24 protein-coding genes are annotated in these 26,732 nt (G+C 55.8%); 7 read left to right on the top strand and 17 right to left on the bottom strand.

Going from position 1 to position 26,732, the window contains the following annotated elements:
* Nucleotides 1-39: 39 nt before the first annotated feature.
* From ACYVHC_RS17240 to ACYVHC_RS17230, 3 genes are read right to left on the bottom strand one after another with little or no spacing between them, the layout of a single operon-like run.
* Nucleotides 40-1,179, bottom strand: a complete 1,140-nt coding sequence (locus ACYVHC_RS17240; RefSeq protein ID WP_460615034.1) for an efflux RND transporter periplasmic adaptor subunit — start codon at nt 1,177-1,179, stop codon at nt 40-42.
* 19 nt (nt 1,180-1,198) lie between these two features.
* On the bottom strand, nt 1,199-2,890 hold the full coding sequence (locus ACYVHC_RS17235) for a TolC family protein (protein WP_460615033.1): 1,692 nt from the start codon (nt 2,888-2,890) through the stop codon (nt 1,199-1,201).
* 23 nt (nt 2,891-2,913) lie between these two features.
* A complete protein-coding gene (locus ACYVHC_RS17230; protein WP_460615032.1) occupies nt 2,914-3,528 on the bottom strand; it encodes a TetR/AcrR family transcriptional regulator in 615 nt (204 codons plus the stop codon).
* A 222-nt stretch (nt 3,529-3,750) separates the two neighbouring features.
* Here ACYVHC_RS17230 and ispF point away from each other — a divergent pair, with 222 nt between their 5' ends.
* The 4 genes from ispF to ACYVHC_RS17210 all read left to right on the top strand — a co-directional run bounded on the left by ispF (nt 3,751) and on the right by ACYVHC_RS17210 (nt 8,687).
* Entirely contained in the window at nt 3,751-4,230 is a 480-nt protein-coding gene (gene ispF / locus ACYVHC_RS17225; RefSeq protein ID WP_460615031.1) for a 2-C-methyl-D-erythritol 2,4-cyclodiphosphate synthase, read from the top strand.
* 123 nt (nt 4,231-4,353) lie between these two features.
* On the top strand, nt 4,354-6,042 hold the full coding sequence (locus tag ACYVHC_RS17220) for a M28 family peptidase (RefSeq protein WP_460615030.1): 1,689 nt from the start codon (nt 4,354-4,356) through the stop codon (nt 6,040-6,042).
* A gap of 104 nt (nt 6,043-6,146) precedes the next feature.
* Nucleotides 6,147-7,550, top strand: a complete 1,404-nt coding sequence (locus ACYVHC_RS17215; RefSeq protein ID WP_460615029.1) for a lactate utilization protein B — start codon at nt 6,147-6,149, stop codon at nt 7,548-7,550.
* Nucleotides 7,551-7,637: 87 nt separating this feature from the next.
* Nucleotides 7,638-8,687: a hypothetical protein gene (locus tag ACYVHC_RS17210; RefSeq protein ID WP_460615028.1), complete on the top strand. Its 1,050-nt coding sequence runs from the start codon at nt 7,638-7,640 to the stop codon at nt 8,685-8,687.
* A 130-nt stretch (nt 8,688-8,817) separates the two neighbouring features.
* Here ACYVHC_RS17210 and sdaAA read toward each other — a convergent pair whose 3' ends face one another.
* Both sdaAA and msrB read right to left on the bottom strand, forming a co-directional pair.
* Nucleotides 8,818-9,723, bottom strand: a complete 906-nt coding sequence (sdaAA, locus tag ACYVHC_RS17205) for an L-serine ammonia-lyase, iron-sulfur-dependent, subunit alpha (RefSeq protein ID WP_460615027.1) — start codon at nt 9,721-9,723, stop codon at nt 8,818-8,820.
* 219 nt (nt 9,724-9,942) lie between these two features.
* On the bottom strand, nt 9,943-10,404 hold the full coding sequence (gene msrB / locus ACYVHC_RS17200; RefSeq protein ID WP_460615026.1) for a peptide-methionine (R)-S-oxide reductase: 462 nt from the start codon (nt 10,402-10,404) through the stop codon (nt 9,943-9,945).
* 166 nt (nt 10,405-10,570) lie between these two features.
* Here msrB and ACYVHC_RS17195 point away from each other — a divergent pair, with 166 nt between their 5' ends.
* The gene (locus ACYVHC_RS17195; protein WP_460615025.1) at nt 10,571-12,094 is read left to right on the top strand and encodes a bifunctional ADP-dependent NAD(P)H-hydrate dehydratase/NAD(P)H-hydrate epimerase; all 1,524 of its coding nucleotides are present in this window, start codon (nt 10,571-10,573) and stop codon (nt 12,092-12,094) included.
* A 24-nt stretch (nt 12,095-12,118) separates the two neighbouring features.
* On the opposite strand, the gene ACYVHC_RS17190 is transcribed toward ACYVHC_RS17195, so the two are convergent.
* From ACYVHC_RS17190 to pafA, 4 genes are all read right to left on the bottom strand, one after another.
* Nucleotides 12,119-13,033, bottom strand: a complete 915-nt coding sequence (locus tag ACYVHC_RS17190) for a UbiA prenyltransferase family protein (protein WP_460615024.1) — start codon at nt 13,031-13,033, stop codon at nt 12,119-12,121.
* A gap of 62 nt (nt 13,034-13,095) precedes the next feature.
* Complete coding sequence (locus ACYVHC_RS17185; protein ID WP_460615023.1) at nt 13,096-13,779, bottom strand: DUF6766 family protein; 684 nt, start codon at nt 13,777-13,779, stop codon at nt 13,096-13,098.
* A gap of 132 nt (nt 13,780-13,911) precedes the next feature.
* Nucleotides 13,912-14,493, bottom strand: coding sequence for an inorganic diphosphatase (locus ACYVHC_RS17180; protein ID WP_460615022.1), 582 nt, complete (start codon nt 14,491-14,493; stop codon nt 13,912-13,914).
* Between the two features lie 138 nt (nt 14,494-14,631).
* Nucleotides 14,632-16,344 carry an alkaline phosphatase family protein gene (gene pafA / locus ACYVHC_RS17175; protein WP_460615021.1) on the bottom strand — a complete coding sequence of 571 codons (1,713 nt, stop codon included), beginning with the start codon at nt 16,342-16,344 and terminating at the stop codon, nt 14,632-14,634.
* Between the two features lie 127 nt (nt 16,345-16,471).
* On the opposite strand from pafA, the gene ACYVHC_RS17170 reads away from it, so the two are divergent.
* Nucleotides 16,472-17,197 carry an HAD family hydrolase gene (locus ACYVHC_RS17170; protein ID WP_460615020.1) on the top strand — a complete coding sequence of 242 codons (726 nt, stop codon included), beginning with the start codon at nt 16,472-16,474 and terminating at the stop codon, nt 17,195-17,197.
* Between the two features lie 84 nt (nt 17,198-17,281).
* On the opposite strand, the gene atpG is transcribed toward ACYVHC_RS17170, so the two are convergent.
* The 8 genes from atpG to ACYVHC_RS17130 form a co-directional block, all read right to left on the bottom strand.
* Complete coding sequence (gene atpG, locus ACYVHC_RS17165; RefSeq protein ID WP_460615019.1) at nt 17,282-18,172, bottom strand: F0F1 ATP synthase subunit gamma; 891 nt, start codon at nt 18,170-18,172, stop codon at nt 17,282-17,284.
* Nucleotides 18,173-18,278: 106 nt separating this feature from the next.
* Nucleotides 18,279-19,862 carry a F0F1 ATP synthase subunit alpha gene (atpA, locus tag ACYVHC_RS17160; protein WP_460615018.1) on the bottom strand — a complete coding sequence of 528 codons (1,584 nt, stop codon included), beginning with the start codon at nt 19,860-19,862 and terminating at the stop codon, nt 18,279-18,281.
* A 6-nt stretch (nt 19,863-19,868) separates the two neighbouring features.
* Nucleotides 19,869-20,429: an ATP synthase F1 subunit delta gene (gene atpH / locus ACYVHC_RS17155; protein ID WP_460615017.1), complete on the bottom strand. Its 561-nt coding sequence runs from the start codon at nt 20,427-20,429 to the stop codon at nt 19,869-19,871.
* Nucleotides 20,430-20,518: 89 nt separating this feature from the next.
* Entirely contained in the window at nt 20,519-21,013 is a 495-nt protein-coding gene (locus ACYVHC_RS17150; RefSeq protein ID WP_460615016.1) for an ATP synthase subunit B family protein, read from the bottom strand.
* A gap of 167 nt (nt 21,014-21,180) precedes the next feature.
* Entirely contained in the window at nt 21,181-21,438 is a 258-nt protein-coding gene (gene atpE, locus ACYVHC_RS17145; RefSeq protein WP_044000749.1) for an ATP synthase F0 subunit C, read from the bottom strand.
* 53 nt (nt 21,439-21,491) lie between these two features.
* Complete coding sequence (gene atpB, locus ACYVHC_RS17140; protein WP_460615015.1) at nt 21,492-22,556, bottom strand: FoF1 ATP synthase subunit a; 1,065 nt, start codon at nt 22,554-22,556, stop codon at nt 21,492-21,494.
* A gap of 33 nt (nt 22,557-22,589) precedes the next feature.
* The gene (locus ACYVHC_RS17135) at nt 22,590-22,997 is read right to left on the bottom strand and encodes a hypothetical protein (RefSeq protein WP_460615014.1); all 408 of its coding nucleotides are present in this window, start codon (nt 22,995-22,997) and stop codon (nt 22,590-22,592) included.
* Nucleotides 22,998-23,054: 57 nt separating this feature from the next.
* On the bottom strand, nt 23,055-23,300 hold the full coding sequence (locus ACYVHC_RS17130; protein ID WP_460615013.1) for an AtpZ/AtpI family protein: 246 nt from the start codon (nt 23,298-23,300) through the stop codon (nt 23,055-23,057).
* A gap of 276 nt (nt 23,301-23,576) precedes the next feature.
* On the opposite strand from ACYVHC_RS17130, the gene porW reads away from it, so the two are divergent.
* Nucleotides 23,577-26,711 carry a type IX secretion system periplasmic lipoprotein PorW/SprE gene (gene porW / locus ACYVHC_RS17125; RefSeq protein ID WP_460615012.1) on the top strand — a complete coding sequence of 1,045 codons (3,135 nt, stop codon included), beginning with the start codon at nt 23,577-23,579 and terminating at the stop codon, nt 26,709-26,711.
* Nucleotides 26,712-26,732: the final 21 nt, after the last annotated feature.

The following is a 26,732-nucleotide window of genomic DNA, read 5'->3' as shown; positions in this document are numbered from 1 at the left end:
CTTCCTAGCTTGCCCAGACGAGCAAACCGGCAGCACCTACTACAAACTCACCACTTGGCCTTCGTTCAGGTTTTGGTAGCCTGCTGAAATCACCTGGTCGCCGTTCTGCAGGCCACCGGTTACTTCTACCTTACCGTTGTAAGTATTGCCGGTCTGGATGATGCGCTTGGCGGCCACTTTCTGACCACCTTTCTCGCTCACTACCAGCACGAAGCTGTTTTGTTCATCCTTCTGCACTAGGTCAACGGGCAGCACCGTGGCATTCGGGCGGTCGTAGTTCTGAATGCGCACGTTCGCCACCATGTTGGGGCGCAGCTGGCCGGCTTTGTTGCCGTTCAGGCGCAACTCCGTGGTGAAGGTGCGGCTGGTAGGGTTGATGGTGCTGGTTACAACGCGTACAGCAGCAGTCATTTCCTCCGGGCCTAGGTCCGGAATAGACACCAAGGCCTTGTCGCCGGCCTTGATGCGCGAGGCGTAGGCTTCTGAAACATCCACCACAATTTTACCGGTACCGCTGCCGCTCAGCAGTTTCGCCACCGGCGAGCCAGGTGCTACGGCTTCGCCCAGCTTGGGCAGCACATCATCTACAGTACCCGCGAAAGGAGCCACCACGCTGTACAGGGCACGCTGCTGGTTTAGCGTAGCCAGGTTGCGCTGCAACGCCTGGTAGTTGTTTTTGGACTGGAGGTATTGAATTTCAGTACCGATTTCCTGTTTCCAGAGGCGCTCCTGCTTTTGATACACCACACGGGCTAGGTCCATGCGGGTGCGCAACTCAGCAATACTGGCATCAAGTACCGAGGCATCAATGGTAGCCAGGGTCTGTCCTTTGCTTACCCGGTCGCCGCGCTGTACGCGCAGGCTGGTAAGCGTACCGGCCGCGCGGGCCGCTACGGTAGCATTCTGGTCGAAATCAACCCGGCCTTGTACTTCCAAGTAGCTTTTAAAGCTTTCGGGAGCCACGCTGATAACGGAAACGGGAGTAGCCTGAATGGCCGCTTTTTCACCGGTAGCACCGGCTTTGGCTTCCAGCTCAGCAATTTTGGCTTGGTTAGAAGCTTGCTCTTGCTTCAGCTTGGCCAGTTCAGCTTTCGGATCTTTCTCGCCGCAAGCAGTGAGCAGGCCCAAGGTTAGCAGAAAGGCGGAAGTAGCGTATTTCATGGGGAAGAGGGTAGTCATAAGAGAGGAAAGCAAGAGCTTACTTTTTCGCCTGGCTGTATAGCTCGCCAGTGGCTTTATCACGATCGACTTTAGCAACCAGCACATCGTAGAGGGCGGCGTAGTAGTTGGTTTGCGCCTCGCGCAGGGAGGTTTCGGCAGTTACTACCTCCAGGTTGGAGCCCACCCCTTCCTTAAACTTGATGCGCGATACGCGGGCTACCTCATCGGCCAGCTCCAGGTTGGCCTTCTGGTTATCCAGCACATCCAGGGCGTTGATGAGAGTAGTGCGGCTCTGGGCATCCTGCAGGTCAATGCTCTGGCGCAGTGTCTCGAAGCCTTTCTCGATGGTCTGCTGCTGAATGCGGGCCTGCTGCACCTGGTACTTGCGGCGGAAACCATCAAACACCGGAATCTGTAGGCTCAGGCCCACGTTGCCGAAACCAAACCAGTTCTGGTTCGGGAAGCCGTTGGCCGCCCGGGAATCAGGTCCGCGGAAAGCAAACAGGTCGCCGCGGGTGTTGGCCGAGCCCGTGAAACCGTAGGCCGCCGTAGCCAGCAGGCGCGGATAAGCACCCGCCCGACGGTTGGCCAGGTCGAGGCCGGCCAGGGCCTGCTGGGTTTCCAGGGTTGAAAACTCGATGCGGTTGTTGTAGTTGAAAGTAGCCGACAGCTGCCCCGTGCGGCCTCCGCTGAGGGCCGTCTGCTGGTCCTGGCGATTTTGCTCGGTAGCGTTGCCAGTGGTAGGCGCAGGTGCGGAAGGCACGCCGCCCAGCCCACTTACGCCGCCACCAGTTGCGAAGTCGGCGGCACCTAGGCGCTGGCGCAACGCGCCGGCATCTACCACAGCCGAGCTAAGCGAGTCGGTTAATTGCACGGTTTGGTCCTGGGGCAGGCCCATCTGAAACTTCAGCAAGGCTACGCTCAGCTCCGTGAGGCGCTGGGCTTTCTGCTGCTCCACTACTAAGTTGTTGCGCTGCACCTGTAGGCGCTGCACGTCCAGCTTCTCGGCAAAACCAGCCTTAAAGGTTTCGTTGGTTTGGTACAGAATGGTATCGAGGCGCTGCACGTTGCGGGCCAGCAGCTGCAGCCGCTCGCGAGCCACCAGGGTGCTGTAATACGCCTTGCTCACCTGCTCTACTACATCAATTTCAGCCTGCTGGGTTTGCTTCTGGGCCAGCTGCTCGTACACTTTGGCCGCTTTCAACCCGATAAGGTAAGACCCATCAAAGAGCAGCTGCGACACCGAGGCACTGGTGTTGCCGGCGTGCCGCAACCCGAAGGCAATAGCCTGCGGGGGCACTGGGTCGGCGGGCAGCGTAATGGGTTCAATGTTCACCGTTTGGCCGGCCTGAGCCGCGGCAATATCGGCGGCCGTCAGGGGCGTGGCGGTTTTGCCACCGGCAAAGGCGCCAAAATCTACTAGGCTTTTCTGGAGCTTGAAGTTATCAGCCAGGTTAGCGGCTACGTTTACCTGCGGCAGGCCCGCCGCCCGGATTTCGCCCACCCGCGCGCGGGCCGTCTGCTCGCCCAAGCGGGTGGCCAGCAGCGAAGACTTGTTCTGGATAGCGTACTCAACGGCCTGCTGCAACGACAGTGGCAGGTTGCCGGTTGGGGCCGCCTGGCCGGCTAGGGCCGGGCGCGCCGCAGGGGTCTGCGCCAGTGCGGCACCTGCGGGGGCCAGCAGGCCCGGCCCGGCGGCCAGCAACAAAACGCGGAGGTTATTTTTCATATGCAAAAAGCGAGGAATGGAGCTTATTCTTCTTCCGTCACATGACGGTACTCGTTGATGAGCTTGTGGCCTTTGAGCGTTACCATACCTAGCAAAAAGTGCTCATTGCAGGCCATTTGTACCCGGCTCTGATTGAACTGAGTATGCGGGAAGAGCGCGGGGTCAAAGAGGATATCAATTTGGGCCAGGCGCAGGCGCGAGAGAACTTCGATATCCAGATCGGCGCGGTAGAGGCCTTCGGCTACACCGCGGCGCAGGTTGTCCTGAATCTGGCTGAGGATGTACTTGTTCTTGTGGGCGTGAAACAGGTTCCAAGCCTCGGGGTAGTATTTGCGCAGGTCATGAATGGCGTTGGGGTTTACCTCGGCAAACTGACGTTCTGCCCAGTCCATCATCTGCACCATCTCGTCCACCGCGTTCTGGGTTTTGCCGATGATGCCTTCACACTCCCCTTGCACACCGTTCAGGTGGTTGGCAATAACCGCCGACACAATCTGGTCTTTGTTTTCAAACCACTTGTACAGAGTCTTTTTGGAGATGCCTAAATGAGTAGCAATGTCATCCATTGACACGCTCTTGATGCCGTTGCGGGTAAAGAGCCCCAGGGCCGCTTGCAGGATTCTATCTTTCACTTCCATTACTTCGTGGGCAAAGGTACTATGGAAACTTTAAATGATTCCTAAGTTTCCATTAGTATTTTGCTATCAATTTCCAGCGGTCGATAGTTCCCTACTTTCCCTGACGATTAGCAAAGTCATATACTTTAGCCAGGCGCAACTTTTTTTGGGTTTGCGGCGGCGTATGGCCTAGTCCGCTGCGTTGGTGTACCTTGCCACTCTGTTCCCCAAACTTTTGCTTTTATGAAAATTCGTACCGGCTTCGGCTACGACGTGCACCAATTGCGGGAGGGCCTGCCCTTCTGGCTCGGCGGCATTCAGGTACCGCACACCCACGGCGCCCTGGGCCATTCCGATGCCGATGTGCTCATCCACGTTATCTGTGATGCGCTACTGGGCGCGGCTAACCTGCGCGACATCGGCTTCCATTTCCCCGACACCGACCCGCAATACAAAGGCATCGACTCGAAGCGCCTGCTGGCGGAAGTTGTGCGCCTGCTCACGGAGCGGGGCTATAGTATTTCCAACATCGATTCCACCATTTGCCTGGAAGCGCCGAAAGTAAATCCGCACATTCCGGAAATGCAGCGCGTACTGGCCGAGGTAATGGGCATCGAGGAAAACGACATCAGCATTAAAGCTACTACTACTGAAAAGCTAGGCTTTGTAGGCCGGCGTGAAGGTGTGGCCGCGTACGCGGCGGTGCTTATCATGCAACCCTAGCCTGCAAACCGGTGAATTTGTGACAGGCGCCGCTGCGTTGCCGCAGGCATTGTGCGGGCCACAATCCCTAGGTCCTGTTCCCCACCCAACCCACCCACGCTCATCCCCTACATTCCTTACTGTATGCAGAAAACTTCCTTCCTGGCTCTGCTGCTGGCGGCCGGTATGGCCACCTCGGCCGTGGCCCAGCAGAAACCCGAGAAAACCAAAGTCAAGGTAAAGCGCAAGTCCAAAACGGAGATGCCCGCGGCCGCTGAAGCCACCCCCGCTCCGGCCGCCCCTGCCACCGACTTCGCTCGCACCTACGCTGAAACCATCACGCAGGCCGATTTGCGCACGCACCTGACGGTACTAGCCTCCGATGCGTACGAAGGCCGTGAAACCGGCGAGAAAGGCCAGAAAATGGCCGCCGAATACATTGCCAACCGCTTCAAGGAACTAGGCCTGCAAGGTCCGGTGCAGGGCTCCGACAACCCGTATTTGCAGCACTTCACCATGGTGCGCAGCACCTGGGCCGATGGCGCTACCCTGAAAGTGGGCGGCCAGAGCTACAAGTGGCTGACCGATTTCTACGCCTACGGCAACACCGGCTTCGCGCAGGAAACCGCCGTGCAGCCCGTATTTGCGGGCTACGGCATTGAGCAGGATGGGTACTCCGACTACGCTGCCCTAGGCGATGTGAAAGGCAAAGACCTGCTGATTCTGATGGGCGAACCCCAGACCGATAAAGGCACGGCGCTGCTCGGCAAAGATGGCCAGAACAGCAAATGGGGCCAGGATTTCCGCGCCAAACTTCAGCTGGCCAGCCAGAAAGGTGCCCGCTCGGTATTCTTTGTGGACTTCAACCCGAACAGTAACTTCCAGAAGCTGGCTGCGCGCATGACGCCCTACATCAGCCGCCCCAGCATTGCCTTCAAAGACGCCAAACCCGACGGCAACCGCGCTACGGCCTTCTTCGTGTCGCCGGCAGTAGGCTACAAGATGCTGAGTACTACCTCGGCCGCTGTTACCAAGTACACCGCTGGCATCAACAAAGCCGGCAAGCCCGTAGCTGGCACCTTCAAGCCCGCCAAGACCCTAGTAAAAGCCGCCAAGAAAACCGAGGACTTCACGACTGAAAACGTGCTGGGCTATCTGGAAGGCACGGACCTGAAAGATGAAATCATGGTGCTTTCTTCGCACTACGACCACATTGGTGTCATTAACGGCGAAGTGCACAACGGTGCCGACGACGATGGCTCCGGTACGGTAACGGTGCTGGAAATGGCCGAAGCCTTCGTGAAAGCCAAAGCAGAGGGGCACGGTCCGCGCCGCAGCATCCTGTTCCTGACCGTAACGGGCGAGGAAAAGGGCCTGCTCGGCTCCGAATATTACACCGACCACCCCATTTTTCCGCTGGAGAAAACGATGGTGGATCTGAACACCGACATGGTGGGCCGCACGGATAAGGACCACGAAGGCAAAGGCGACTATGTGTACGTCATTGGTTCCGACAAGCTTAGCTCGCAGCTGCACCAAGTGCTGATAGCGCAGAACGAGAAGTACACCCAGATGGACCTCGACTTCCGCTTCAACGACCCAGAAGACCCCAACCGCTTCTACTACCGCTCCGACCACTACAACTTTGCCAAGCACGGCATTCCGGTGGCCTTCTTCTTCAACGGCGTGCACGATGACTACCATGGCCCGGGAGATGAAGTAGACAAGATTGAATTCCCGAAAATGGAGAAGCGCGCCCGCCTAGTGTTCTACACTGCCTGGGAGCTAGCGACTCGCGACCAGCGCATTGTAGTTGACTCGAATAAGAAATAGGTAATTTCTTCTCTGATTCTTCCTACCTTCAAAAACCCGTCGAACCCAATAGGGGGCGGCGGGTTTTTATATTTGCTGACCTTTGGGTCAACCTGCTGCCTGCCATGAATCCGACGACCACTACCCCCCTTGCCCCTACCAAAGCCGCTCAGTTCCTCACCGACTCTGACCGCAAAGCCTTTGACCTGGAGCATCGGCGCAAGATTCGCTTCAACATCGGCAAGTATAATGCGGCTGTGCAAACGGGGCTAGGGTTCTATCAGGATCATGAGCTAGCGCGGGCGCGGGCCTCGTACCTCAAAACACAGGTTATCAACCGCCTAGACGAATACCTGCTGCAATTTGAGCAGAACTTCACGGCGAAGGGTGGCAAGGTCATTTGGGCGCAGAACGCCGAGGAAGCGCTGTTTGAGGTGGGCAAGATTATGGAGCGCCGCAAGGCCCGCACTGTGGTGAAAGCCAAAAGCATGACCACCGAGGAAATCCACCTCAACAAATACCTCGAAAAGCGCGGCATTGAGTCGGTAGAAACGGATTTGGGCGAGTTTATTGTGCAGCTGAACGGGGAGCGTCCCTACCATATCGTGACGCCAGCTATGCACCTGAGCAAGCTCGATATTGCCGATATCTTCGTGAAGCACCTCGGCATTGAGTACACAGATGATGCGCAGAAACTCGTGCTCACGGCCCGTCACCTGCTCCGCGACAAGTACACCGCTGCCGAGGTAGGCATTACGGGTGGCAACTTCATTATTGCCGATACCGGCGCTATTGCCGTCACGGAGAACGAAGGCAACGCCCGCCTTTCAGCCACCTTTCCGCAAACCCACATTGCCATTGTAGGCATTGAAAAGGTAATTCCACGCCTCCAAGACCTAGATTTGTTCTGGCCGTTGCTCAGCACGAGCGGTACCGGCCAGCAAGTAACCGTGTATAACACCATTTACACCGGGCCGCGCCAGCCGCTGGAAAAGGATGGGCCGGAAGAAATGTTCGTGATTTTGCTGGATAATGGCCGCACCAACCTGCTGGCCCAACCCGACAAGCGCGAGGCCCTGAACTGCATCCGGTGTGGCGCCTGCCTGAATGTATGCCCCGTGTACAAGAACATTGGTGGCCATACCTACGAGGCCACGTATTCTGGCCCTATCGGCTCGGTTATTACGCCGCACCTGAGCGGCATGGCCGAAAATAAGCACTTGAGCTACGCCAGCAGCCTATGTGGGGCCTGCTCCTCGGTATGCCCCGTCAAGATTCCTATTCACAATATTCTGCTCAAAAACCGCCAACAGAGCGTACAGGAAGGCCTTACAGATAAGGAAGAGCGCCGGGCTATTGCCTTGTGGATGCACGGTATGAAGCGCCGCTGGGTGTGGGATTTGGCACCGGCTTCAGCCAAAAACTGGGTGCTGAGCCGCTTGCTAGGCGAAGTAGGCTGGAGCAAGCGCCGCGACGCCGTACAGGTAGCGCCCAAAACCTTCCGGCAATTGTGGAAGGAACGCAAGTAACCGCACCTCAGCTTCTTTCCCAACCTCATTTCCTATAACCAAGTACAAGGCAAGCGCGGCAGTTCAGCCGCGGATGGCTACGTATGCATGCTGAATAGTGGTATTAACGCGCTGGTTTTCTCCATTGGCGCTTTTATGGTGGCCTACACTGTGTTGTCGGCCATTCGTTCGTTTGTATTGCCCCGCAATGAGTCGGTGCTGCTTAACAACTGGGTGTTTCAGGGCATCCGAAAAGTATTCGAGGCCATGGCCTCCTTAGGCAAAACTTACGAGCAACGCGACAAGGTAATGGCCTTGTACGCTCCCGTAGGCCTAGTAGCATTGCCTATTGCGTGGCTGGGAGTGGTCAGCTTTGGCTACACCATTATCTACTGGGCTCTGGGAGAAGGCGATTTAGAACGCTGCTACCGCATTAGCAACAGCTCCTTACTTACCCTAGGCTCAGAAGAGCCCAGTAAGCATGGGCTGGCTAACATCATGTCGTACTCAGAGGCTACGTTGGGCCTGCTGCTGCTCACGCTGCTGATTTCTTACCTGCCTACCATTTACCAGGCATTTTCGCGGCGGGAGCTTACGGTAGCCCGGCTTGAGTTGCGGGCCGGCCCTAAAGCTTCGGCCGTGGAGCTGCTAGTGTGGCTTCATGAAGCAGAGTTGCTTCACCACGGCCCGCAGTGGCAGCATTGGGAAGAGTGGTTTATTGAGATTGAAGAAACCCACACTTCCCTGCCTATTCTCTCTTTTTTCCGTTCTCCGCAGCCGGGGCGCTCCTGGGTAACGGCCGCCGACCTTATCTTGGATGCCGCCTCGCTAATTATCAGCACCGTAGACCTAGCCCGCGACCCGCATATGGTGATGTGCCTAAAGGCAGGCAGTGTGGCTATCAACCGAGTAGCACGCTTTTTTGAGGTATCAGCGAAGACAAAAGCGCCCGATTCTCTCAGCGACTATCAGCCCGATAATAACCCGCAGCATGCTGACTTCCGCGACGCTTGCCAACAATTGTCCCAAGCTGGGATTCCGCTGGTAGCCGATGAGGAAGCCGCTTGGAAGAAGTATCAAGAGCTCCGCTCCCATTACACGCCTGCCATCATGTACCTAGCCAAACTGACCATGGCGCCCGAGATAAAGCCCATTTAGCTTACCCTACCCTTCTTTAAGCCAGTGAATATCATTCATTCGGGGCACTAGGCAGAAACGAGGAGCCGGGGCTTCCTGGTAGGCTAGCTCCTATACTCCTCGCTTCTAATCGAAATGTAAAACCTACGTTCTATTGCTGGTCTTCGTCGGGCAAAATGTGCACGTCCTGCACCAGCACCATCTTTTCTATTTCGCGGCCGCGCTTTGTGTTGGCCAGTCCACCTAGCGCGGTTTCCTTGTAGCGGGTTTCCATGCTCTGGCCTACTTCGCCCAGCGCCGCCACGCACTGATCTACAGGAATTACGGGATCGACGCCAGCAATGGCAATTTGAGCGGAGCTGAAGGCAATGGCCGCTGCCGAGGCGTTGCGCACCACGCAGGGCACTTCTACGAGGCCCGCTACCGGGTCGCAGACGAGGCCCAACATACACTGAATGGTGATGGCTACGGCCGCAAAGGTTTCTTCTACGGAGCCTCCTAAGCAGTACACAATGGCACCCGCGCCCATGGCTGCCGCCGAGCCCGTTTCAGCCTGGCACCCACCTACGGCACCAGCCAGGGAAGCATTCTGCTCAATAATAAGCGCTACCCCCGCAGCCACCAGCAACCCTTCCAGAATCGCGCGGTCTTCGAGCTTATGAATATCCTGGAGCGTAACCAGCACGCCGGGCAAAATACCCGAAGCGCCGGCCGTAGGAGCAGCCACCACCCGGCCCATGCAGGAATTCACTTCCTTCGCTCCCAAGGCGCGCGTTACGAGCTGCTTAAACTCCGGCGACAGAACGGTTACGGGCGAGGCCGCAATCTTCTTGGCTCCGTTGTTTACCATGCCCGAGCGGGAGGTCATGTTTTGGGTAAGGCCCGTATGTACGGCGTCGCGCATCACATCGTAGGCTCGTTGCAGGCCCGCCCATATTTCTTCTTCTGTGCGACCCTTTTGCTCTATTTCATAAGCTAGTACGGGTTGGAACAGAGGCTCCTGGGTAGCGGCGCAATGCGCCTGCCAGCTGGCAAAATCGGTGAAGAGCAGAGACATGGGTGGGGTAGGAAAAGAGGGTGGGAAAGGCTCGTAACACGGGCGGTTGCCCCCGGGTTCAGGGCAGCGGGGCTACAAAAATCGGGATAAAAATCACAGGCCCAAGATGCCGGCCACGTCTGTTTTCGGCTTTGCTCCGGTTAGGACCCTAGCATATACGCAAAAGGCTCCTTTACCGCAGCGGTAAGGAGCCTTTCAACCACAACTAGACCTAGCGGGCTAGCTTACTTTTTCTGCTTCGGTTACCAGCTTAATGGAAGCCGAGTTGATGCACAAACGTAGGCCGCTCGGCGGCGGACCATCGGGGAACACGTGCCCCTGGTGGGCGTCGCAGACGTTGCAGAGCACTTCCACGCGCGTCATGCCATAGCTGGTGTCCTTCTTGTAGCGAATGGCGTTTTCTTTTACTGGCTGCGTGAAGCTTGGCCAACCCGTGCCTGATTCAAATTTGGTGGTCGAATCATACAGCGGCGTACCGCAACACACACAAGCATACAGACCTGCTTCGTGAGCCTCGCAGTATTCACCAGTGAATGCCCGCTCGGTGCCGTGCTGGCGCGTTACGTGGTACTGCTCAGGTGTCAGCTGGGCTTTCCACTCAGCATCGGTTTTTTCTACTCGTTTATCGGGAGCCGGGCTGCCGTGGTTGGCCAGCCGGATGACGTCGTTCCAGGTTTGCATGAGGTATAGAAAATTAGTGCAGAAGTCGAATAGCTACAAACGCGACAGGCTAGCCGGAAGTTTAACTTTACTTCATAGGGCTAACTCCAATGCCATACGAGCTTAGTGCCTTGTTTTTTTGCTAGAATATTGCCGTAGTTGATTAGCCTATCAGTATAACTACATTATGAAAATACTCTCCGCTGCCCAGACTCGTGCTCTTGACCAGGCTACCATTCAGAGCCAGGGTATTAGCTCCGCCGACCTGATGGAACGGGCCGCTACGGCGGCAACTGCCTGGCTTTTGGATACGCTGCAGCCGGCCTATAGTATTGAAATACACATCTTCTGCGGCACTGGCAACAATGGCGGCGACGGGTTGGCCATTGCCCGGCAGCTATACGAGGCTGGCTATACTCCGCAGGTGTGGCTGTTACCGGCCGCAAGCTATTCCGCTGACTACATGCATAATCGGGAGCGGCTGCCCACGGAAGTTTCTTGCCAGGAACTTACAGCCGGCAACTTCCCACCATTACACCCGCAAGCACTGGTGCTTGATGCCCTATTTGGCACGGGCTTGAGCCGGCCGCTAACGGACGCCGCCGCTACTTTGGTACATCACCTGAATGCTTCTCAGGCAGCTATTGTAGCCATTGATATTCCCTCCGGTTTGTTCGCTGATACTGCACAGCCTGCTGATAGCGCTATCGTGCGGGCCCGGTTCACGATAAGTTTTGAGCTGCCTAAGCTGGCTTTCCTGTTGCCGCAACATGCCGAGTACGTGGGTAACTGGCAGGTACTTCCCATCGGGCTCGACCCTGAGGTTATCCACAGTACTACTGTGGATAACTACTTTATGGATGATAACTTTATCCTAGGCCGCTTACCGGCCCGAACCCAATTCAGCCATAAAGGCACTTTTGGCCACGCGCTATTGCTAGCCGGCAGCCGAGGTAAAATAGGCGCAGCAGTACTGGCGACACAAGCTTGCCTACGGGGCGGCGTAGGTTTGCTCACGGTACGGGTACCAGCAGTAGGCTATACCATCCTGCAAACCTCTGCTCCCGAGGCCATGGCTCTCACGGACCCCGCCACCGATTTCGTAACGGAGCTGCCGGAGCTAGGACCGTATGCGGCTATTGGTATCGGGCCGGGGCTGGGGCAGGAAGATGCTACCTGCGACGTACTGCGGCAGCTTTTACGCAAAGCCAAAGTACCGCTGGTGCTCGATGCCGATGCGCTGAATATTTTGGGAGCTTATCCGGAGTTGCTCAAGCTGCTGCCCCCGGAGTCGTTGCTCACACCACACCCCAAAGAGTTTGAACGGTTGGTTGGAAAGCCGGCGGCTCATGATTACGAGCGGCTAGAGCAGCTCAGGGAATTTGCTCACACCTACCAGTGCTTTTGCGTACTCAAAGGCGCCTACACCGCGCTGGCTGCCCCTACTGGCCAGCTTTACTTTAACAGCACCGGCAACCCCGGCATGGCCACCGGCGGCAGTGGCGATGTGCTGACGGGTCTGCTGCTGGCTCTGCGGGCCGATAAGCGTCTGGCGCCGCTTGATGCGGCTATCCTGGGGATGTATGCCCACGGCCGCGCTGGCGACTTGGCTGCGCAGCAAACCGGCGAAGCAGGCCTTGTGGCCGGTGACATAGTGCGTTTCATTGGTCCGGCGCTGCAGGAGCTAACGGCCGTTGCTCCGAAGCTGTAGACACGGTCTACCACGCACCAGCACCTAGTAAAACCCTACGGCCTCGCCGCGACTGGCCCACCACACCGCCAGAAACTGCACCAGCATCACGCCATCCGTCAGCAGCGCGAAATAATAGTCGGGGCGCGACTCCTCGGCAAACCATATGACGGTTGCGGCCAACGCGAGGGGTAGTAGCAATACTAGCTCATGTGCGGCGGGCGTACCGGGCGGAGTGAGCACAGCCGCCGCCAGCAAGGCCACCAAAGCTATTAGCTTGGTATTTCGAATGCCAAACACGCCCGGAAACGTACGCGTACCTGTCAGGCGGTCTTTGGTGTAGTCGCGGATGTCGAACACAAACGCTAGGGCCAGAATAAAGAGAAACCGCCGCGCGAACAGCACCAGCACCACCTGTTCTGAAAGCCCGCGGCCGAGGTACAACGCCGGAATCCAGACTGTAACGGCTGCCCACACATACGCTATCAGAAACACCTTGAGCAGCGGCAGGTCGCGCAGGGCCCACCAACGGCCGCCACGCTTCACGAGCGGCATGGAGTAGAGCACGGAAATCACGCCCAAGTGCACCAGAAACAGCGTCAGGCTCAGGTGGGCATCGGTTAGGAAGAGTAGGCCAGCCACTACTCCCGCCACCAGCGTCAACCCCACCAATTCTCTCCGATGGCCCCGCATCCATTGCTTGCGCTTCGAGAGGCCAGGCTGCTGCGCTTGTTTATAGGGCAGCACACTGTCGAGGTTGTACAAGAAAAGAGTGGCCGTAAAAATCAGGCCACCCAGGTGACTCGGAATATGTACTCGCCAGAACAGAAAGGTCGCCCACATCAGCCCCAGCGCGGCCAACGACAGCCAGACGCTGCTATACAACACGGCATCGAGCAGGAGCTTCAGACTAGCCCCCAGTGAGCGTAAAAGCGCAGGCAATGAACGGGCGGATAGCATAGGCGCAACTTACGGGCGAGGCAGCACCAGCCCCTTCCCGGCAGCGCGAATATACTGCACGGCTACCCGCCGGTTTCGCTGTTCGCGGCATCCACAGGCTTTGACTCCGGCGAACCATGCTGCCGCAGAAATATCGACAGCCCGACGATGGAAACGATAGATAGAAACTCGCTTTGCCAGTTCTGGAATGACTCAAACCAGAACCGACTGGTAGCCATATACCCTAGCACATCTACTGGAGGCTTTCCCTGCTGCACCTGCTCGATGCTGTATACCTCTGCTCCGCCTTTTGCGTGCAACCAAACGGAGGCAAAGAACAACACGAAAAAAGCAATGCTCAACGACCGGCGGTACAATGCCAGCTGCCAACCGCCGCGCTTTACCGGGCCCGGCGCGTCTTCTTTACTAGGGTCCGGTTCTTTGTCAACCTCTTCTTCTTCATAGAGCTTTTTAGATTCCGACGAACCCCGTTGGCGCAACCAGATGGTGAGCACCACATACAGGCCCATTTGCAAAAACTCGCTTTCCCAGTTCTCGAAGGTTGCTTCCAGAAAATGGCCCGATTGGGCGTATTGGCCCATTGTAAGGGGTAGTAGTTTCAGCTCCTCCAAGTCGGCATTGTACTCATGCCAGCCGGTAAAGAACTGGCCCACTAGGGTGCCCAGCACGAGCAACCCACCCAGCAGCAGCAGGCTGTTTTCGTAGAGGAACTTAAGAAACCTGGATTTAGGCGGTTGTTTCAGCATACACAGCCTCATACGCCATGCAGCACCCAAAAAGATGCTACGCTTGTGCTTGCCACCTGCTGCAAAACACAACAGCCCCCGGCGCCAAAAGACGCACGAGGGCTGTAACGGTGTGTGGTACTAGGGACGAAATTAGCTCAGGGCCTCTTTTACGTCTGCAACATCCTGCGGGTTGCCCTTTGGGAAAGTTTCTTCGTACAATTTGATGCTGTTTTCGATGATGCGGTACGCATCTTCGCGGCCCATGAAGCGCTCAACAGATACCTGCTTGTGCTCCAGTGCCTTATAGTCCTCAAAGAAACGCTGCATTTCCAGCAGCGTGTGCGGGGGCAGGTCAGAAATATCGTTGAAGTGATTTACCGACACGTCGTTGGCGGCTACCGCAATGATTTTGTCGTCTTCTTCGTCCTGGTCAATCATCTGCATCACGCCAATCACCTTGGCATCTACTAGGCACATCGGTACGATGTCAACGGAGCACAACACCAGAATATCCAGTGGGTCTTTGTCGTCGCAGTACGTCTGCGGAATGAAGCCGTATGCGGCCGGATAATGCACTGCCGAGAACAACACACGGTCCAGCTTTAGCAGGCCGCTATCCTTGTCTAGTTCGTACTTGCCTTTCGAGCCTTTCGGGATTTCAATGATACCGTTTACGACTTTAGGAGCGTCTTCGCCACGCTCTACGTCGTGCCAGGGGTTAAAATGAGCCATGAGAGAAAAATGTTGGGGCAGGAAATAGCCGTGCCCGCTAGTCGTGGTAAGTAAACGTGTGTGCGATTTAAACGGCAACCCGCTGATTTGGATGCTTTTCCCAACCAATGGAGCCTAGTAATTTCGGATTGCCAGTGGCTACCAGCCCAGCACCTCGGCCAGCGGCTGCCCCGTGCAGCCATCGGGCTCCTGAATATGCAGCCAGCGGGCTATCGTGGGCGCAATATCGGTAATCTTTGCCGGAGCTGACGACTGTCCGTGCTTGACCTGCCAACCCCAGAACACTACCGGCACGTGCGTATCGTAGTTGCCCGAGGAGCCGTGGGTAGTGCCCTTGTTCACCGGGAACTGGTAGGACTCCAGCCAACCCGGCTCCAGCACCACCATTACGTCGCCGCTGCGCTTCGGGAAGTAGCCGTTTTCCAGATACATCAGCATCCCGCTTTCCCAATGTGATTTCTGCACATCCTCGGCGGCCAGTGCCCGCGTTACGCCCGCGTACGTGAGCATAATACTGGCCACTTCGCGCTGCATCTGATACAAGTCCAGCTTTTTGCTTTGTATCAGGGGGCGGTTGAGGTACACCTGCTGGTTTTCGTAGCTCATCACCCAGTTGCCCGGGCCGTGTAGGCGCACCAGCCGCTGCTGCAGGGAGTCGCGCATCAGGCCTGGGCCCACAGAACCCGCCGGAATCTTTTTATCGATAAGGAAATTGGGCGAATGCGCTGCCCCGTGGTCAGAGCTCAGGAACACCAGAGCCTGCTTTTTCCCTACCGCTTTATCGAGGTAGGCAAAGAGGCGCTCCAAATCCCGGTCGAGGCGCAAATAGGTATCCTCCACTTCAATGGAGTTGGGTCCGAACTGGTGCCCTACGTAGTCGGTGCTGGAAAAGCTCAGGGCCAGAAAATCGGTCTGGCCGCGCTGGCCTAGTTGCTCGGCCCGCATTGTTTCCAGCGCGAAATCCAGCGTCAGGGAATTGCCAAAGGGCGTGGAGCGAATCAGGTCCAGGTTGCGGGGCGTGGCAACGGGTGCTTTTTCGCCGGCTGCTTCCATATTGCCTTTCACCGCCGTGCTTGGCGCTGCACTTAGCGTTGGTAGGTCGTGCGGGAATACGGGCTTGGTCTCGCCCTTAAACGCGCCTTCCCAAGGCGCATCATCCGGCGAGCTTTCAGTGTACTGCGCAATCGGCAGCAGCGTGTTCCAGGGCTTGTCGAGGTACTGCGCGGCGCGATTTTCGGAGTTGAATTTGGCAACCCAGTCCGGCAATTGCTGTGTGTAGAAAGTGCTGGTGATAAACGCTCCATTGGTGCCATCATACCAATATGCGGCATTGGCCGCATGGCCTGCCGGCAGAATAGAGCCCCGGTCCTTAATGCACACCCCAATTACTTTGCTTTGGAAATTGGTGGCCAGGCGCAGCTCATCGGTGATGGTGGTAGTTAGCATATGGCGCGGCGATTGTTGCCCCGCAGCCTTCGAACCACCCACTGGCTCCACGGTCTTATCCTCCGTCACGTAGGTTCCCTTGCCTTCTTCGCGCACCAGCCAATTGTTGCCCACAATGCCGTGCACCGAAGGGGTAGTACCGGTATAGATGCTGGCGTGCCCCGGGCCGGTATAGGTAGGCACGTAGTTGTAATGTGCGTTTTCGTAGCTGAACCCCTCGCCCAGCAACCGCCGAAATCCGCCCGCGCCGTACTTATTCCAGTAGCGGTACAGATAATCGTAGCGCATCTGGTCCACTACAATGCCTACTACCAGCTTGGGGCGGTCAAGAGGCTTACCAGGTTTCTGGGCGAAGGCGGGCGCGGCCAGTGTAGCCGCCAGCAACAAACTCAGACGAATTTTCAAGGCAATTGAGAAAGGATGAAAGGCAGCTCAGCGCCTCAATAACAGCGTACGCGGCCGTAAAGATAACCGGCTTGATTCGGAGTTGCGTACTAGGGAATCTGCCTACCCTCCCCTTACCTGATCTAGCATGGCTACTACCCTCCCCTATGCGCTCATCTTTGATATGGATGGCGTACTGATTGACAATACGCGTGAGCAGGCCAAGGCCTTTCAGCTGCTATTCAGGGATGTAGGCCTGACTACCAATGCGCTGGGCTTGCTTAAGCGGCTTAATGGCATGCCCGCTTCCAAAATCCTGGAAACCGTTTTCACTAACCCCGTTCCGAAGAAAAAGTTGGAAGAGTACGCAGCTCAGCGGGAATTGCTGTACCGCGTGCTATACTGGAATAAGCGCCGGGAAGTACCCGGCCTGACTGATTTTCTGCAACAGGCCCGCGCCGCTGGCTTCAAAATTGGCCTCGGCACCGGCTCAGCTACGGATACCATTAGCTACATCGTAGACCATCTGGACTTGCGCCGCTACTTCGACGTGATTGTAGGAAAAGATGATGTTGACCGCGGCAAGCCACACGCCGACACCTATACCGCAACAGCGCGTGCGTTAGGTCTTCCGCCAGAGCGGTGCTTAGTCTTTGAAGATGCCCTGATGGGCGAGCAGGCCGCGTATAAAGCCGGCATGCGCTGTATTGGCCTTACCACCACGCTACCCCCCAAATCGTTTCAAAGCCCCCTAGCGCTCATCAAGGACTTTACTGAACTAACGCCTGAGCGAGTACTGGAGCTATTGGAAAAGAACCCTGTCACCCCCAAGCCGAACAAACAACTAGCCAAGCGGCAGTACATGAAGTTGTAAACCAACTTACTAGGTCCTATCAAGCAACAAGGCCCGTCTCCTCACGGAAACGGGCCTTGGCATTTCATTCTGAAAAGGCTTAACCTAGCGGCTGGCAGCCAGCGCTTCAGCACCACCCACAATTTCGAGAATCTCGGTGGTAATGGCCGCTTGGCGCGTGCGGTTGTACGTGAGCTTCAGCTGTTTCAGCAGTTCACCCGCGTTGTCGGTAGCTTTGTCCATGGCCGTCATGCGGGCACCATGCTCAGAAGCATTGCTTTCCAGCACCGCCTTGTACAGCTGCACCTTCAACGACTGTGGAATCAGGGTACGTACGATTTCCTCTTTCGAAGGCTCAAAAATGTAGTCTACGTTGGCAGTAGCCGGCGCATTGGCCAGCTGCTCTGCGGGCACCAGCGGCAGCAGCTGCTGGGTGCGCACAATCTGAGTAGCTACGTTTTTAAACTCGTTGTACACCATCACTACCTCATCGTACTGGCCAGCCCGGAAGCCGTCCATGGCTTGCTCAGCGGCCTCCCGAACAGTTTCGAAAGACAGTTTGCCGAATACGTGCTGGTAGCTACCTAGCAAAGGCAACCGCTTACCGAAGTACTCGTGTGCTTTGCGGCCAATAGCCATTACCGTGATGTTTCCAGCCGCAGCCTGTGCTGCGTAGCGCTCCTGCAGCACAGCATTCACCCCTTTAAAGATGTTGCTGTTGAAAGCACCCGCTAGGCCACGGTCAGAGGTAATAGCAATGATCAGCACGCGGCGTACATCACGCTGCTCTGCATACTCGCTTACTACATCCTCACCAGCCAGAGCCGTCAGATTGCCCAGAATACTATTGAGCCGCTGCGCGTAAGGGCGCATACGCAGGATATTATCCTGCGCCCGACGCAGCTTAGCCGCCGCCACCATTTTCATGGCTTTGGTGATTTGCTGCGTGCTCTGCACCGACGTAATGCGGCTCCGAACTTCTTTTAAGCTAGCCATAGGGTATGGGTTGCCAGTTATCGGTTACCAGTTGCCAGCTGTCTGCTACCCTTGCTCGAAGAACAAACCGGTAACGGACAACTGGCAATTGATACCTTCAAACTGATTACTTATTGGCGTAAACCGCCGACAGATCTTTGGCGACCTGACGGATGGCACCGGTGATTTCATCATCCAGCTTGCCAGCCTTCAAGCCTTTCAGAACCTCCGGATGACGCGAATTCATCACCTGGGTAAATTCTTTCTCGAACTCACGCACCCGGTTTACAGGTACCAAGTCAAGCAAGCCGTTGGTAGCAGCATAGATTACAGCTACCTGATCTTCTACCTTCTGTGGCGAGAACTGAGGCTGCTTCAGGATTTCGAGGTTACGACGGCCGCGCTCAATAGTGAGTTTGGTCGAAGCATCGAGGTCGGAGCCGAATTTGGCGAAAGCTTCCAGCTCGCGGAACTGAGCCTGGTCGAGCTTCAGCGTACCAGCCACCTTCTTCATCGACTTGATCTGGGCGTTACCACCTACGCGCGATACCGAGATACCTACGTTAATAGCCGGACGCACACCTGAGTTGAACAGGTTGGTTTCCAAGAAGATCTGACCATCCGTAATCGAAATTACGTTGGTTGGGATATACGCCGAAACGTCACCGGCCTGGGTCTCGATGATTGGAAGTGCCGTCAGCGAACCACCACCTTTCACGAGGTGCTTGATGCTATCGGGCAAATCGTTCATGTCGCGAGCAATGGCATCGGAAGAGTTGATCTTCGCGGCACGCTCCAACAAGCGGCTGTGCAGGTAGAATACGTCGCCGGGGTATGCCTCACGTCCGGGAGGACGACGCAGCAACAGCGACACTTCGCGGTAAGCCACTGCTTGCTTCGACAAGTCATCGTATACAACCAGCGCCGGACGGCCCGTGTCGCGGAAGAACTCACCGATAGCAGCACCCGTAAAAGGAGCGTAGAATTGCAGCGGAGCAGGGTCAGCGGCCGGAGCAGCTACTACCACCGTGTAATCCATGGCGCCACCTTTGGTCAGGGCCTGCACAATCTGAGCGATGGTGGAAGCTTTCTGGCCAATAGCTACGTAGATGCAGAATACTGGCTGACCAGCTTCATAGAACTCGCGCTGGTTCAGGATAGCATCAAGGGCTACCGTCGACTTACCCGTCTGACGGTCACCGATAATGAGCTCACGCTGACCGCGGCCAATCGGAATCATGGCGTCGATAGCCTTGATACCCGTCTGCATAGGCTCGTTTACTGGCTGACGGTAGATAACACCCGGAGCTTTGCGCTCCAATGGCATATCGTAGGTTTCGCCCTGGATAGGACCACGACCGTCGATAGGCTGACCAAGCGTGTTCACAACGCGGCCAATGATACCTTCACCTACCTGAATAGAGGCAATTTTATTGGTACGACGTACCGTTGCGCCTTCCCGGATTTCAGAGTAGTCGCCGAGCATTACGGCACCTACGTTATCTTCTTCCAGGTTAAGCACGAGGGCTTGGAGCCCGTTTTCAAATTCGATCAATTCCCCTGCTTGGGCTTTGCCCAGGCCGTAGATACGGGCTACACCGTCGCCAACCTGCAGAACCGTACCAACCTCTTCGAGTTCGGCTTCGGTTTTGAAGTTGGACAGCTGCTCCCGCAGAATGGCGGATACTTCATCCGGACGTACTTCTGCCATGGTGGGTTATAGTTGGGGTTGGTAGGGATTCTTCGAGAATTCGTTGCGCAGCTTGCGCAAGCGGTAGCTAACCGAGTCGTCGATGAGCCGGTCGCCAATCCGCAGCACGAAACCGCCAATGAGCGAAGCATCTACTTTCTCGGTGAGCGAGACATCGGCTAGGCCGGATTGCTGGCGCACCATTTGTTGCAACTGGGTGCGCAACTCAGCAGACAGTGGCATGGCAGTGGTAACTTCTGCTACCTGCATACCGCGCAATGAGTTGTACTGGGTCAGAAATTCGGAACCGATAAACTCCAGCGCGCTTTCACGGCTGTGCTGGGTAACAATAGAGAAGAATTTCTCCGTCATTGCCGACACTTTACCGTTGAAAATAGCCCGCAGGATAGCCAGCTTCTTATCGTGCTTTACAATAGGATTGCGAAGCAGCAGACGCAGGTCACGGTTTTCTTCCAGCGTTTTGCTGAACAGATCCATGTCTTGCTTTACTACTTCCAGCTCGCCACGTTCCTGTGCCAGATCCAGCAACGACTTCGCGTAACGGGAGGCAACTCGTATTTCAGACATTCTTATAGAAGTTGAGAAGCTAGGAGCCAAAAACCAGCAATGCACTCACGTAGGCGAGTACCACAGCTACGCTTTTAACTTCTGGCGCCTTAGTTCAATTTCACTTCTTTCAGATACGAGTCCACGAGTTGCTGCTGGGCCGGTTGATCGGTCAGTTCGCGGCGCAGAATGCGCTCGGCAATATCGATGGAAAGCTTGGCAGCGGTGTTTTTCACCTCAGCCAGAGCAGAGTTTTTCTCGTTCTGGATGGCTTCGCGGGCTTGCATAATCATGCGGCTGCCTTCTTCCGTTGCCTTGTCCTTAGCCTGCTCAATGAGCTGGTTAGAAATATCGGTGGCTTCCTTCAGAATACGGTCGCGCTCCATGCGAGCTTCAGCCAGCAACTTTTCGTTACCAGCTTTCAATTGCTGCATTTCCAGCTTGGCTTGGTCAGCCATGCGCAGGGCTCCTTCGATGGAGCTTTCCCGCTCTTTCAACGAGCTCAGGATGGGTTTCCAGGCAAATGCGCGCAGCAACAGCAGCACGATGCCGAAAATCACTAGCTGCCAAAAGATAAGGCCTAATTCGGGCGTTACAATTTGCATCGTAGAAACTGATAGGGGATGAGTAATGGGTGGAGACCTACACAGCAAAGGCAGACAATCTGCTTTCTACTGCTTGAGTGGCTAGGCCCCAGAAAAGCCAAGACAGCCCGCTACGCCGTGCGCTGAAGCGACGCGCGCAGCGGGCTGCTTTTGTACTACCTCTATCCCTAGAGTTTAAACGAAATCAGCAGGCAAACTACTACTGCGAACAGCGCCAGACCTTCGATCAGAGCGGCTACAATCAGCATAGCAGTTTGAATCTTGCCTGAAGCTTCTGGCTGACGACCGATGGCTTCCATAGCCTGGCCACCGATACGACCGATACCCAGACCAGCGCCCAGAGCAACTAGACCAGCACCGATAGCGGCACCAAATACAGCCAGACCAGCGGCGTTAGCAATCTGCAACAACAGAGAAAGAAGCATAAAAAAATGGTTTGTGGGGAGTGAAAAACAAAAAAATCAGGGGGTGTGAAAGCTTAGTGCGAGTGCGCTGGCTCAGCGCCATCGCCACCGCCCATCTGGTAATCAGCGTCGTGGTGTTCTTCCACTGCACCACCGATGTACATTGCTGTCAGCAGGGTGAAGATGTAGGCCTGCAGAATAGCTACCAGCAACTCAAGCATGTTGATAAACAAGCCGAAAGCCAGCGTTACGGGTGCAACACCAATATTGCGGAAGATGAAGATGAGCGAGATGAAGCTCAGAATTACAATGTGACCGGCCGTGATGTTAGCAAACAAACGCACCATCAGGGAGAACGGCTTTACGAAGATGCCGATGATTTCAACCGGAATCATGATGGGCAGCAGAGCCTTCGGTACGCCAGGCGTAGCGAAGATGTGATGCCAGTAGTTTTTGTTTGAGCTGAACAGGGTGATGAGCAGCGTCAGGACAGCGAGGGTGAGCGTTACGGCGATGTTACCGGTGAGGTTAGCGCCACCGGGTACTAGGCCCAGCAGGTTGTTAAACCAGATGAAAAAGAACACCGTCAGCAGATACGGCATGTAGCGCTCGTACTTCGGGCCGATTGACTTTTTGGCTACCTCATCGCGGATGAATACGATGATTGGCTCGAAGAAAGACTGAATGCCCCGGGGAGCACCCGTGCCACGCTTGGCATATCCACGAGCTACTGCTGTGAATACAAGCAACAGAACAATAGCGCTCAGCATCAGCGAGGCAACGTTCTTGGTAATGGAGAAGTCATAGACTTTGCTGCCATCCTCTGATACCAGATGCTCATGCTCCAGCTTCAAGCCTTGGTATTCTTTACCTTCAGCCAAATGTGAAGATGAGAATACGCTTAGGCCTTGCGAAGGGCGGTAAGCAATTACTGGCAACGGAAGCGTCAGGTGGGTACCGTGCGCTTCATCGCCTAGCGTGGCAAAATGCCACTCGTGCGCATCACCAATGTGATGCAAAATCATGTCGCCGGGGCTGAAGGCCTCCTTATCAGTGGCTTCCTCCTGCGTTGGAGTCGGTTCGTTGGCGTATACCGAGAACGAGAACAGGCACAAGAGAGCTAGAAGTAAGCGCTTCATTCAGAGTGGTTTAGGGACATCTTCACAAAATCTTCATTTTGTGGGTTCACCCGGTTTTGAAAACGGGCGCAAGTTACTCAGAACGCTCCAGACTTCAAACCCGGCAAAAAGAAAATACAGGAGAAAGAAGCTTCCTAGAAATGCCCACTGCCCGTCGCCCTCGCGACCGCCACCTAGAAAAAGGTACACTAGCACCACTGTAAGCGACAAAAGCAGGCGTGCAACCATTGACCCAAAGTACGCGACCATAAAGTTTTGCGCATTAGCCTTTACTATTTTAGCGGTAATCCAATACGTGAGCAACGTCAGGAGCGCGAAGAAGCTGAAGGTGTACACCGTGAACGGATGAATAATGCGCGGTCCGAACTGTGAGTAGAGCGCGTAGAGTACAAAGCCTGTCAAAAGGCAGAAGATCAGATAGGGGCGAAGAAAGGACTTCAAGGCTACGCAGGGGCTAGTAAATGGGGCAGATGAAAAATGGCCGGTGAGCACCAGCCCTTATTGCTCTTTCGTGACGGAGCGAATGACATTATATAAAGCCGCAAACAGGCCTAGCAACATCAGACTCAGTGTAAACCACGGCGTTTTGGTTTGAAAGTGCCCATCCAGCCAATAACCAGCCCAGGTACTCAACCCAATGGTCACCATCATTTGGGCGGCAATGCCGGAGTAGCGCGCCACAGCACGCATCCGGTCGGAGTTGCCTTCGGGGTCGGGGCGGCGAGGAGGGGTAGGGCTTGACATGAGGGCAGGCGCGGCGGTGGAAAAAGTAAAATTACACTACCAAACGTTAGCAGCTGGGCACTATGTTTACCCAGATGGTGTGTCCGGGTGGAAACCTGTACTTTTACCTATTGCGCTACGTTGAGAGACAGAAGCCGGCCGAACGATTCGGATTGGCATTCGTGTTTTCTCTCCGCCCCCTTTCGCCCTGAGCTTCCCGCTGCTTTGACGACGACAAATTTTTCGCTTTTACGCCTGCTGACTGCCCCTGGGGCCGCATTACTGCTTGTCCTTGGTATGGCGGGCTGCGCCTCTGAGCGTCCTTCTATGCTTGGCCACGCGTATGACAACGTAGTAGCCCGCGACAACGCCTACTTTCTGGCCCGGGAAAAAATGCGTGCGACGGAAGCCACTTTATATCAGGCCCGCATCAACGACTACAACCGGGTACTCCCCCTCTTCCCTACCCTCGATGATGCTACCGTAGCCCGCGTAACGGCCGACTTAGAGGATATTATTAAAAAAGCGTCGCTACCGATTCAGCACCGGCCGGGCTCTGACTGGACGGATGACAGCTATATCTTGGTTGGCAAGGCTCGGTATTATAAAAGGGAATTCGAGGATGCAGCGAAAACCTTTCGCTACGTTAACTCCATCGGTAAAGAGCCCAACACCCGGCACGAAGCCCTGATTTGGCTGATGCGCACGTTTCTGGCGACGAAAGAGCTGGAAAACGCGGCCGCCGTCTCCGACTTACTTGATAAAGAGCAGGGCACCGAACTGAATGCCCGGGAGCTATTCCTAACTCGCGCCGACTTCTTTCTGCAACGTGGAGAGCCAACTCGGGCCATTGAGAATCTGGAAAAGGCTATTCCGTATATCGAACCCAAAAACGAGCAGTCGCGCACGCGTTACATCTTGGCTCAGCTATACCAGGCCCAGGGCGAGGATAAGAAAGCGTATGCACAGCTGAATCAGATTTTAAAGAAGAATCCGCCCTACGAGCTGGATTTCTTTAGCAAGCTGCTGCTAGGGCAGGTATCGGACTTAAACCAGACTGACCGAGCCCGACTGGACAAGTACTTTGCTAAGCTGCTGAAGGACACCAAGAACAAGGAGTACCGCGACAAAATATATTACGAGATGGCGCGGCTGGAATATCGGCAGCAGCGCTATTCTGAGGCCCTGGCTTTGTTGCAGAAGTCCGTGCGAACTCCGTCTACTAACCAGGCCCAGAAGTCCTATGCCTATCTGCTGACGGGGCGGATCTATTACGAGAACCTGCAGAAGTACCGACTGGCAGCGGCTTACTACGACAGCACAGTGCAGGTTCTGCCCAAAGAGCTGCCGGAATACGCCACTATTTCGGAGCGGGCGGCCATCCTGAAAGACTTTGCCCAGCAAATCACGGTAGTAGAAACTCAGGATAGCCTGCAGGCCCTAGCCCGCCTTGACTCCGCAACCCTGCGCACCCGCCTCACGGCGTATGCCCAAGCCGAGCTGGAAGCGCAGCGCAAGGCCGCCGAGCTATTAGCCACCCAACAGGCCCGGGAAGCACAACGCAATGAACAGCAAGCTAACTCTGGGCTCAGTAACTCGCGTGATCTGCAGCCTGGAATAAATACCGAAGACTTCATTGCCGGCAACACGGGCGTGAAGTGGTACTTTGATAACCCAACCGCTCTGGGCACAGCCCGCAACGACTTTATTCGGAAGTGGGGCGACCGGCCGCTACAGGATAATTGGCGGACAGTAAGCCAGACCAGTAGCTCGCCGGTTACGGCGCGCGGCGGTAATGTGCCCGTGAGCATTGCCGGCAACAGCAGCACTGTGGTAAATGGAAGTGGGAGCACTACGCCGGGCTCGGCTCAGGCTTCTGACCCGGCCACGCAACTGCGTACTTTGGTAGACAGCTACCGCCAAAACATCCCTCTGTCGGAAGCCCAACGGCAGCAATCGGATGCACAAACCGAGGAAGCCTTATACCAGTTGGGGGGCATCTATAATCAAGAGCTGCGCGAGAAAAACAAAGCAGTCGAAACCTATGAAACCCTCCTGACCCGCTATCCGCAGGGCAAGCACACTCCCGAGACTCTTTATATTCTGTATCTGCTTCACAAAGAGCAGAACAACCTAACCAAAGCGGAGGGCTATGCCAACCGGCTGCGGCAGGCGTATCCTACTACCTCGTATGCCCGTTTGGTAGCTGATCCGGAGTATCTGCGCCGCACGTCCGAAGCTACCGCGAAGGTGGCTGTGTTAGTAGACTCGGCTTTTACTTTTTACAAAAACCAGGAGTTTAAGAAGGCAACCGCTGTGCTGGCACGTAGCCAGAAGCAATATCCAGAGAATGACCTCAACGACCGAGTGGCTTTCCTGAACACATTGCTGACCATCCGTACGCAGCCGCCGAACACGGCCAAAGCAGCCGTAGAGAAATTCTACAAGGAGTATCCGCAAAGCCCCTTGGCACCTCAGGCTGCTACCTTGCTTACTACCTACAAGCAGCAAGCAGAAGGCCAGATTACCGGTGCGCTAGCCTCCACCGACAAGCCGGTCGTTTCGATGTTTAAACCTGGGGAGGTTGAAAACAGGATGCGTATTTTCTATAAAGAAAATGAGTCGCCGGCCGCACCTGCTACTCCTAAAGCAACTTCTCCGGCTACCCTCACACCGGCACAGCCGGGAGCCACATCGGCTACTACCCCTGCTATTGCTCCAAACCCAACCGCACCTACTGCCACAACGGCGGCTCCTACAAGCGCTGCAACTTCTGACACTACTATGGCCCCAGCAACTCCAGCTTCAGCGCCCATTGTTGATGAGGCAAAGGCAGCGCGGATGGCAGCAGCACAGGCCCGGGCCCGTGGCAAGAAGCCCGCAACCCCACCCAAGAAATCAGCTACCCCCTCTCCTACACCTCAACCGCAGCCAGCAACCACGCCCCCTGCCACTGCGCCAAGCACTACTCCACCGGCACCAGTTACGGCCCCTGCATCAGCACCTGCCCAAGAGGCCCCCGCAACTACCAGTACACCTATTAGCCCTGCCCCCGTCGCAACCCCTTATAAGGCAGAGGTGAATGCGCCGCACTTGGTAATACTCGTATTTAATAAGGATGCTGCTGCGCTACCGAATATCCCTGCTCAGCTGACTGCGTATCACACCCGTTACTACAAAGCCAGCAACCTGCAGGTACGCCAGCAGACTCTTGGCAGCACTCAGGAATTAGTGGTAGTAGAATCGTTGCCCGGCTCGAAAGTTGCTCAGAACTACGCGCTGAAGCTACGCGGCCCCCAATCGCCACTGAGCAAGTTGCGCGGAGCGGGTTACCAGACGATCATAATTGGTATTGATAACTTGCCGTTGCTTTTGCAAAGCCAGAACCTGGAGGAATACCAGCGCTTCTATCAACAGAACTACCTTAAATAATTAACTACGAGGCAGTAGGCT

The organism is Hymenobacter seoulensis, assembly GCF_054780535.1.
This window is presented reverse-complemented; position numbering and strand designations above follow the sequence as displayed.

Bases quoted from the DNA above. Each gene is read 5' to 3' on its own strand.
- ACYVHC_RS17180 (WP_460615022.1), bottom strand. From the start codon at position 14,493: ATGGCTCATTTTAACCCCTGGCACGACGTAGAGCGTGGCGAAGACGCT.
- atpB (WP_460615015.1), bottom strand. From the start codon at position 22,556: ATGAAGCGCTTACTTCTAGCTCTCTTGTGCCTGTTCTCGTTCTCGGTA.
- ACYVHC_RS17230 (WP_460615032.1), bottom strand. From the start codon at position 3,528: ATGGAAGTGAAAGATAGAATCCTGCAAGCGGCCCTGGGGCTCTTTACC.
- sdaAA (WP_460615027.1), bottom strand. From the start codon at position 9,723: ATGTCTCTGCTCTTCACCGATTTTGCCAGCTGGCAGGCGCATTGCGCC.
- ACYVHC_RS17130 (WP_460615013.1), bottom strand. From the start codon at position 23,300: ATGTCAAGCCCTACCCCTCCTCGCCGCCCCGACCCCGAAGGCAACTCC.
- ACYVHC_RS17150 (WP_460615016.1), bottom strand. From the start codon at position 21,013: ATGCAAATTGTAACGCCCGAATTAGGCCTTATCTTTTGGCAGCTAGTG.
- ACYVHC_RS17195 (WP_460615025.1), top strand. From the start codon at position 10,571: ATGAAAATACTCTCCGCTGCCCAGACTCGTGCTCTTGACCAGGCTACC.
- atpH (WP_460615017.1), bottom strand. From the start codon at position 20,429: ATGTCTGAAATACGAGTTGCCTCCCGTTACGCGAAGTCGTTGCTGGAT.
- ACYVHC_RS17190 (WP_460615024.1), bottom strand. From the start codon at position 13,033: ATGCTATCCGCCCGTTCATTGCCTGCGCTTTTACGCTCACTGGGGGCT.
- ACYVHC_RS17185 (WP_460615023.1), bottom strand. From the start codon at position 13,779: ATGCTGAAACAACCGCCTAAATCCAGGTTTCTTAAGTTCCTCTACGAA.
- ACYVHC_RS17215 (WP_460615029.1), top strand. From the start codon at position 6,147: ATGAATCCGACGACCACTACCCCCCTTGCCCCTACCAAAGCCGCTCAG.
- atpG (WP_460615019.1), bottom strand. From the start codon at position 18,172: ATGGCTAGCTTAAAAGAAGTTCGGAGCCGCATTACGTCGGTGCAGAGC.
- ACYVHC_RS17210 (WP_460615028.1), top strand. From the start codon at position 7,638: ATGCTGAATAGTGGTATTAACGCGCTGGTTTTCTCCATTGGCGCTTTT.
- ACYVHC_RS17240 (WP_460615034.1), bottom strand. From the start codon at position 1,179: ATGACTACCCTCTTCCCCATGAAATACGCTACTTCCGCCTTTCTGCTA.
- ACYVHC_RS17235 (WP_460615033.1), bottom strand. From the start codon at position 2,890: ATGAAAAATAACCTCCGCGTTTTGTTGCTGGCCGCCGGGCCGGGCCTG.
- ACYVHC_RS17220 (WP_460615030.1), top strand. From the start codon at position 4,354: ATGCAGAAAACTTCCTTCCTGGCTCTGCTGCTGGCGGCCGGTATGGCC.
- atpA (WP_460615018.1), bottom strand. From the start codon at position 19,862: ATGGCAGAAGTACGTCCGGATGAAGTATCCGCCATTCTGCGGGAGCAG.
- porW (WP_460615012.1), top strand. From the start codon at position 23,577: ATGGCGGGCTGCGCCTCTGAGCGTCCTTCTATGCTTGGCCACGCGTAT.
- atpE (WP_044000749.1), bottom strand. From the start codon at position 21,438: ATGCTTCTTTCTCTGTTGTTGCAGATTGCTAACGCCGCTGGTCTGGCT.
- ACYVHC_RS17170 (WP_460615020.1), top strand. From the start codon at position 16,472: ATGGCTACTACCCTCCCCTATGCGCTCATCTTTGATATGGATGGCGTA.
- msrB (WP_460615026.1), bottom strand. From the start codon at position 10,404: ATGCAAACCTGGAACGACGTCATCCGGCTGGCCAACCACGGCAGCCCG.
- ispF (WP_460615031.1), top strand. From the start codon at position 3,751: ATGAAAATTCGTACCGGCTTCGGCTACGACGTGCACCAATTGCGGGAG.